Source organism: Ciceribacter azotifigens, assembly GCF_048159625.1.
Lineage (GTDB): Bacteria > Pseudomonadota > Alphaproteobacteria > Rhizobiales > Rhizobiaceae > Allorhizobium > Allorhizobium azotifigens.
Map to the genome: position 1 here is coordinate 122497 of NZ_JBLQTA010000014.1, position 6739 is coordinate 129235.

The 6739-nt window shown below is 61.5% G+C and carries 5 protein-coding genes and 1 pseudogene; all 6 read right to left on the reverse strand.

What is annotated here, in order from left to right; translation table 11 throughout:
- Positions 1 to 10 precede the first annotated feature (10 nt).
- A pseudogene (locus ACM6UT_RS18185) lies at positions 11 to 352 on the reverse strand (IS5 family transposase); the annotation flags it as partial.
- Positions 353 to 421: 69 nt separating this feature from the next.
- A protein-coding gene (locus tag ACM6UT_RS18190; protein ID WP_416798759.1) for an IS3 family transposase occupies positions 422 to 1560 on the reverse strand; the annotation gives its coding sequence in 2 pieces (ribosomal slippage) (positions 422 to 1302 and positions 1302 to 1560; 1140 coding nt in all).
- 387 nt (positions 1561 to 1947) lie between these two features.
- On the reverse strand, positions 1948 to 2898 hold the full coding sequence (locus tag ACM6UT_RS18195; RefSeq protein ID WP_416798760.1) for a Csu type fimbrial protein: 951 nt from the start codon (positions 2896 to 2898) through the stop codon (positions 1948 to 1950).
- Positions 2899 to 2906: 8 nt separating this feature from the next.
- Positions 2907 to 5339: a fimbria/pilus outer membrane usher protein gene (locus tag ACM6UT_RS18200; RefSeq protein ID WP_416798761.1), complete on the reverse strand. Its 2433-nt coding sequence runs from the start codon at positions 5337 to 5339 to the stop codon at positions 2907 to 2909.
- The gene (locus tag ACM6UT_RS18205; RefSeq protein ID WP_416798762.1) at positions 5311 to 6027 is read right to left on the reverse strand and encodes a fimbrial biogenesis chaperone; all 717 of its coding nucleotides are present in this window, start codon (positions 6025 to 6027) and stop codon (positions 5311 to 5313) included. Before ACM6UT_RS18205 ends, ACM6UT_RS18200 begins: the two co-directional genes overlap by 29 nt.
- 86 nt (positions 6028 to 6113) lie before the next feature.
- Positions 6114 to 6611: a Csu type fimbrial protein gene (locus ACM6UT_RS18210; RefSeq protein WP_416798763.1), complete on the reverse strand. Its 498-nt coding sequence runs from the start codon at positions 6609 to 6611 to the stop codon at positions 6114 to 6116.
- Positions 6612 to 6739: the final 128 nt, after the last annotated feature.

Sequence of the window (6739 nt, forward strand, 5' to 3'; positions counted from 1 at the left end):
ACAGGACTCACTAATCGAGCCAGTAGCAGCAGGTTGCTGCGATGAGGATCGCGGACAGGAAGGTATGGGCGCATCGGTCGTATCTGGTAGCGATGCGCCGCCAATCCTTGATCCTTCCGAACATGTTCTCGATACGATATCGTTGCCTATAGAGGGCTTTGTCGTAGTCGGCAGGGTTGCGTCGCTTCTTGCGAGGTGGAATACTGGGCGAAATTCCCTTGTCTTTCAATCCATTGTGGAACCAGTCGGCGTCGTAACCACGATCTGCCAGCAGCTCCCTGGCTTTGGGTAGCCGATCGAGCAGGTGCCGGGCAACCTGGTAGTCGCTGGCATTGCCCGCGGTGAGGAAGAAGAGCAAAGAGAGCTGGCTGGGTTTGTCTGAACAGTTTCGAGCGTTTTGCTAAGTGGATTTCCGCCTCGATTATGCTGCCACCGTCATCGGAGCCAGCGCGTTGAAGTAAGCCTGGTCCGGCGTCTGCCGGTCAAGGGATGAATGTGGGCGTCGGGTGTTGTAGAAGCTCAGATAACGACCGATACCGGCGCGGGCCTCGGACACGGTTTTGTAGGCGTGGAGATAGACCTCCTCGTATTTGATCGACCGCCAGAGCCGCTCGACGAAGAGGTTATCCCGCCACGAACCCTTGCCGTCCATCGAGATAGCGATTTCGGCCTTCTTCAGCACGGTCGTGAAGTCGACGGATGTGAACTGCGATCCTTGGTCAGTGTTGAAGATTTCCGGCTTGCCGTAACGGGCAAGCGCCTCCTCGACCGCCTCGATACAGAAAGCGGCTTCCATCGTGATCGACAGCCGCCACGACAGGACCTTCCGGCTAAACCAGTCCACGACAGCGCAGAGATAAACGAAGCCGCGAGCCATCGGAATATATGTCAGGTCCATGGCCCAGACCTGGTTGGGTCTGGTGACGGTCAACTTGCGTAGCAGATACGGATAGACCTTGTGCCCAGGCGCTGGTTTTGATGTGTTCGGGCGGCGGTAAATTGCCTCTATGCCCATCTTCTTCATCAGCGTGGCGACGTGAAGCCGCCCGGCATTCAGCCCTTCTCCTCTCAAAAGCCATTGCAACATCCGACTTCCCGCGAACGGATATTCGAGATGCAGTGCATCGATCCGCCGCATCAGGGCCAGATCGTTGTCTGACACAGGACGCGGCGAATAATAGACGCTGCCACGGCTGAACCCGAGAAGCTTCGCCTGGCGTGCGACCGACAGTTTGTGCGAGCGGTCGATCATTTCTTTCCGTCCAGCAATCCCGCCTTGCCGAGCGCACCGGACAAAAAATCGTTCTCCAGCGTTAACTCCCCGATCTTGGCGTGCAACGTTTTGACATCGACGGTCGGGCCTGCCGGTTCGGCCTTGGCCTCATCGCCGAAAACGCTCGTCGCCCCCTCAAGGAGTTGGTCTTTCCATTGCTTGATCTGATTGGCATGAACGTCGAACTGCTGGGACAACTCCACCAGCGTCTGTTCGCCTCGGATGGCAGCGAGCGCCACCTTCGCCTTGAAAGCCGGGATATGGTTCCGGCGCGGTCGTCTCGTCATGGTATCTCCTGTTCCCGGCATTTAAGCCGAAGCCAGGCAGAAATTCCAATTATCCCCGCTGTTCAAATTTCCCGAGCCAGCTCTATCCGTACGAGTGCAGTTTATCCGTGACGATGCGTTTCAAGCTCGAATGCCAGCCTTGGCGCATCATGTCCATCGGGCGCACACATTNTTAAGCCGAAGCCAGGCAGAAATTCCAATTATCCCCGCTGTTCAAATTTCCCGAGCCAGCTCTATCCGTACGAGTGCAGTTTATCCGTGACGATGCGTTTCAAGCTCGAATGCCAGCCTTGGCGCATCATGTCCATCGGGCGCACACATTGGCCTAATCGTTTCTCATCAATGAGATGCCGTATTAGAGGCGGTCACTGGTTCCTGAATCGGCGTTCAATAGGTTACGGTGACGACGATCGTATCCGTGTAGGTGCCGGGTCCCGGCGTGCTCTGCGCGGGTACGCGGCCGTAGACGCTGATGTTTTCGGTGAGGCCAGTCCCCGTTCCTGTTATGAGATCACCCCCCGAACTGCCCCATGGCTGCGACCGTGCCGCATCCTTGTAGAGGCCATAAGTGACGTATGCGCTGCCAAGTGTCATCCGGCGCGCCGTGGGTCCGGTGCCGGTCAGGCCGTTGTCGAGCGAAATCGTGTAGGCGGTGCCGGCGGTACAGGTGGCCGCGACGTTGCCGCTGGCGTCCACTGCCGTGTCGAGGACGCCCTGGCTTCCGAAGTCGATGTCCTGTGCGCTGACCAGGCAGTTGGGGTTGACCATCGCCTGCGCCGTAAAGCTAGGCCTTGTCGTGTTGCCGGTCACTGTCGAACAATCGGGCGGGCTGCCGATGATGAGGTAGACGGCATAATTGAAACTCACCTCGGCGCCGGAAAATGTAGAGGTGTAGGTGCCGGTCGGAGCCGTCTGCTGGTTCGCCAGCACGCGTCCATAGAGGGTTCTGGTCTGCTCCACGGTACCCAGGAGCTGGGTGAAATCGATCGCTACGGGCGAGCCGAGGCTCGGCATCTCGCGCGATCCCCAGGGGATGGTTCGGGCGGCGTCGCTGTAGAGATTGTAGTCGAGCTGATCGAGTGCGGTGTTCAGCATATGACGCGTGCCGGATGTCGAACCGCCTGATCCGGCATTGATGTTCAGGCAGACCCGAACGTTCGTCAGAATGCCGCTGAAGCAGCTTGCCGTGACCGTACCGCTGGAATCGGCGGCCGCTCCCGACAGCGAATCGACACTCCCGAAGTTGACGTCGGAGACGGAGAACGAGCAGGTTTGCGCCAGAGCCGGGGAGGACGCCGTCGAGAGCAGGCATGCGAGAACCAGAGCACGTAGCGACATCTCAAACCTCATTGGGTTGCCCGACAGACGACGTCGGGAATGGTGACCTGCTCCCCGGCCTTGGGGTGGAAGCCGAATTCGGCGATACAGCGACCGCCTTGCGGCCGTTCGAGCGTGACGCGATTTCGAGCCTTCAGATGCGTCAGGAAGGCCTGCCCGTCATAGCCGACGAAAAATTCCTCGCCGCTGTCCTCGACATGGCCCGTGGAGCCGATCTCGACGAAGGAGCCGCCTTCATCGCGCAGCGTGACGAGGGCTGCGGCCGCCTGGGTCTCGACATCGAAACGGATTACGGTTCCACTGCGGTCGGCGGGGATCGTCGTGCTTTTCGTCTCGGCGACCACGGCGTCGACCGGCAGATTGGTGGGATCGATCGTCACACGGTTCGGCTCGTAGGAGCGCAGGTTGGGCAACAGAAGCTTTCCCCGGCCGTTGCTTCGCCCGGCCGGCCTGTTCTCGTAGAGGACATCGACTCCCGGGGCGCCCGTATCGACGACGGCAAAGGCGTCGTCGATCCTGTTGGAGAGGAAAACGTCGCCGCCTGCGAAGACGATGGCTCCGTCGACCTGTCCTGTTGCCTGCAGGTGGTCGCCGTGCTGCGCGGCGCCCGCTTCGAGACGGGCAGTCTCCGTGCGATAGGTGACGGTGGCGGAGCGGTGGGTCCGCGTTCCTTCCGAATTGCGCAACCGCCAGCCGAGACTGCCGCTCTCGGCGCCGGCGGACTTTGCGATGTCGGCGGCAAAGGCGGTGCCGTCCGATCCCGAGGATAGGCTGGTCGCACCATAGATATCCTTGCCGAGTTGCACCGACAGGCCGGCGAAGACGCCGAAGGAACCCCGGTCTGCGAGATCGGTGAAGCCGCTGGCGAAGAACGAGATGCGATTGTTGATCTGCCGGCTGTACGAGAGGCCGACCAGCTGCGAGCGGTCTCCGTCGATGGTCTCCACGCTGGTGAAGCTCAGATTGAGCGTCGAGGGGTCGAAGCTCAGGGGAACGGAAAGAGCGATCTGGTCGAGCGCACGGGGCGGCGAGGCTCGAAACCTCTCTTCCGGCGTCGCCGGATCGAAGGTGATCGCGGCGATGTCGTCGTAGTCGCCGAACGTGTGCTGGCTGCGGGCGTAGAGACGCCAGTCTCCGAGTTCCATCTCGACGCTTCCGGCGAGCTGGAAGCCTGCCCTGTCTCCATAGCTGCTGGCGGACCCGGCAAGCGAGGCCACGCCGTAGGAGCCAAGTCCGAACGCAGCGCCGCCGCCGCCGTTCAGGAGCCCGCCGCCGCCTTCTGCGTGGGCCTCGACCGTCAGCCAGTCATCGACGCCGTAGCGCAACGTGCCCGACCCCACGAGGTCGCTGCTGTAGTCATTGGATTCCGTTCCGTAGAAACGTCGCGCATAGCCGGCCTCCAGCGAGTAGTCCGCCAGCCCCGTTGCGAGCAGGTTGGAGGACGCAAAGAACGGCGTGTCGGAGGTCGTCTCCCGCCCGAGCGCATCGCGTACCACGAGACGTGCCATGCCGGCGCCGGTGACGACCGGCAGATTGATGATTTCGAAGGGCCCTTCCGGAACGGTTTCGCTCAGGCGGCGTGCGTTGTCGATGTAGACGTCGACCGTCGAGGGGACGGCGGCCGAGCCCGAGAGCTGCGGCAGAGGCATTGTCACGAGGTCCGGCCGCAGCCCGAAATTGCGTTTTACCTGGACACCACCCATGCGGATCGGTCGCGTCCAGCCGAGGCCGCCGGTGATGAGATCGCCGATCTGATAGGTCGTCATCGTGTCGGGGTCCGAGTAGGACCAGCTCGTTTCCAGGCGCGTCGAGTCGTAGCGATCGTCCGTCGAGGTGCTCAGCAACTGCGAACTCGACAAAACTCCGTAAGGGCTGAAGAGGCGCCCCTCGAACCAGCCGGAAAGGCCCTGAAAATCCCAGATCTTCTCGGCATCCCCTCCGCCGGTATTGCCGTAGATCGTGTAGTTGATGAGCCCTCCGACGCTGCTGTCCGCCTGCTCCTCCCCCGGGTCGCTTCTCGTGACCTTGTGGGCGTCGATGATGCGCGCGGATATGCTGTCGAACTGGACGTCGAAATAGATGGCCTGCAATGTCGCATCGTAGCGGTAGTCGACGCCAGGCAGTTTCGCGATGTCGACGAGGCCGTCGGCCCGGACGGCTTCAGCTGCCGGGATGATCCCGACATTGCGGAGCTGGTCGGGGGCGATTGCGAGTGCTCCATTGCCGTCGCGCGTGAAGGCGGCGATCAGCCTGGTCGATCGGCCGTTGACGAAGACCTCCAACTGCAAGTCGATGGGAGCCGCAAGCGACGTATCCGCGTCGATACCGGCGCCGGCCGGCGGCAGCTGTTGGGCACGTGCCCGGAAGGCGCTGGGGTCGACGGCGAGTGAAACAGACAGCGAGAACAGAATGCTAGCCGCCCCGCATGCGCGCTTGCGCATTCAGGCGCCCTCCTTCGCTGTCGGCGCTGATCGTCACGGTTCCCCCGGACGGGCCGCCTTTTGCCGGCACGAACCAGGCGACCGAGGACTTTCCGAGCACGTAACCGACAAGCCCCCCTCGGCGGGCGAGAATTCTTCCCTGACTGCTCAGGACGAGGTTGGAGACCCGCAGGCGCTGAGTTCCATCGTTTCGAACCGTCACGACATAGCCTCCAGGCCCCCGCTCGATTGTCCACGATGTGGCTGGAGAGGAGTCCGGGGGAGTGAAGAAGACCGGAATGGAGTGCCGCACGACGAGATTCACCACGCCCGCCTGCCGTCTCGATGGCTCGGGAAGCTCGTCGACGATGAGACGGTAGCTTTCCTCCTTGCCGATCGCCCTCTTTGATGTGCGGACGACGCGGATCAGGTTCTCGCCTCCCGGATTGAGGGCGATGATCGGCGGGCTCGCGGCGACGTCGCTCGTCGGCGTATAGACGTCCTCCCCGTTCTTCTGGTCCCAGCGGAAGACCCGGACCTGCACGTGGATCGCACGCGGTGCGTCGTTCCAGACGCGGATGGTCGAGGCGGCCTGCGGGACCTTCATGTCAAGGACGACTGGCGCGACCCGTAACGACGCCGCGTGCGATGACGGACCGAAGAGAACGAAGGCTGTCAGGCATACGATGAGCGAGATGATCGGCCGCATAATTCCTCCCAACACGATCAAGGGCACTGGGTCCGAGATGGCTCGGCACCGTGCCCCGACATCACGCGTCGATATCGCGCGTGGTTTCAGTAGGTCACGGTCACCGTAATCGTATCCGAGTAGGTACCCGCCGCCGGGGTCGACTGGGCAGGCACCTGGCCGTAGACGGTGTAGACCTGCGACGCGCCTGTTCCAGTGCCGGAGACGGTGTCCGTTCCGATCGTTTCACCCCAGACGGTGGTGTGCGCGGCATCCGAGTAGAGAGAGTATGTGACGGTCGCAGACGCCGGCCCGGTCATCTTGCGCGAAGCCACGGTCGCCCCTGCGCCGAGGCCGGCGTTGAGACCTACATTATAGGTCGTCCCGTTCGTGCACTGGACAGTGATTTCGCTGGTTCCTGTCGTAGCAGACGACAGAACGCCGGATGCGCCGAAATCAAGCGTGGTGGCAGAGTTGATCAGGCATTCGGCAGTGATCTGGATCTGCACAGTAAAGCTGTCAGTTGTCGTTTGCGCTTCTGCGGGGCAGGTCAACAACGGCACGCCGGCGAGGAACGCGAAGGCAGTCGAAAAGCTGAGACGCATCTGACCTCCGAATCATTTTCGGTAGCGCAACATACTTATAATATAATAATATATAAAATCTTAATGTATAGCCTGTGACGGGATGTAGTGGCCCCCTAAATCCCCGGACACGATCTCCCACTTGTTAA

What these genes read in the sequence shown, in the direction of transcription:
- ACM6UT_RS18195 (WP_416798760.1), bottom strand. Translation starts at nt 2,898, where the DNA reads ATGTCGCTACGTGCTCTGGTTCTCGCATGCCTGCTCTCGACGGCGTCC.
- ACM6UT_RS18200 (WP_416798761.1), bottom strand. Translation starts at nt 5,339, where the DNA reads ATGCGCAAGCGCGCATGCGGGGCGGCTAGCATTCTGTTCTCGCTGTCT.
- ACM6UT_RS18205 (WP_416798762.1), bottom strand. Translation starts at nt 6,027, where the DNA reads ATGCGGCCGATCATCTCGCTCATCGTATGCCTGACAGCCTTCGTTCTC.
- ACM6UT_RS18210 (WP_416798763.1), bottom strand. Translation starts at nt 6,611, where the DNA reads ATGCGTCTCAGCTTTTCGACTGCCTTCGCGTTCCTCGCCGGCGTGCCG.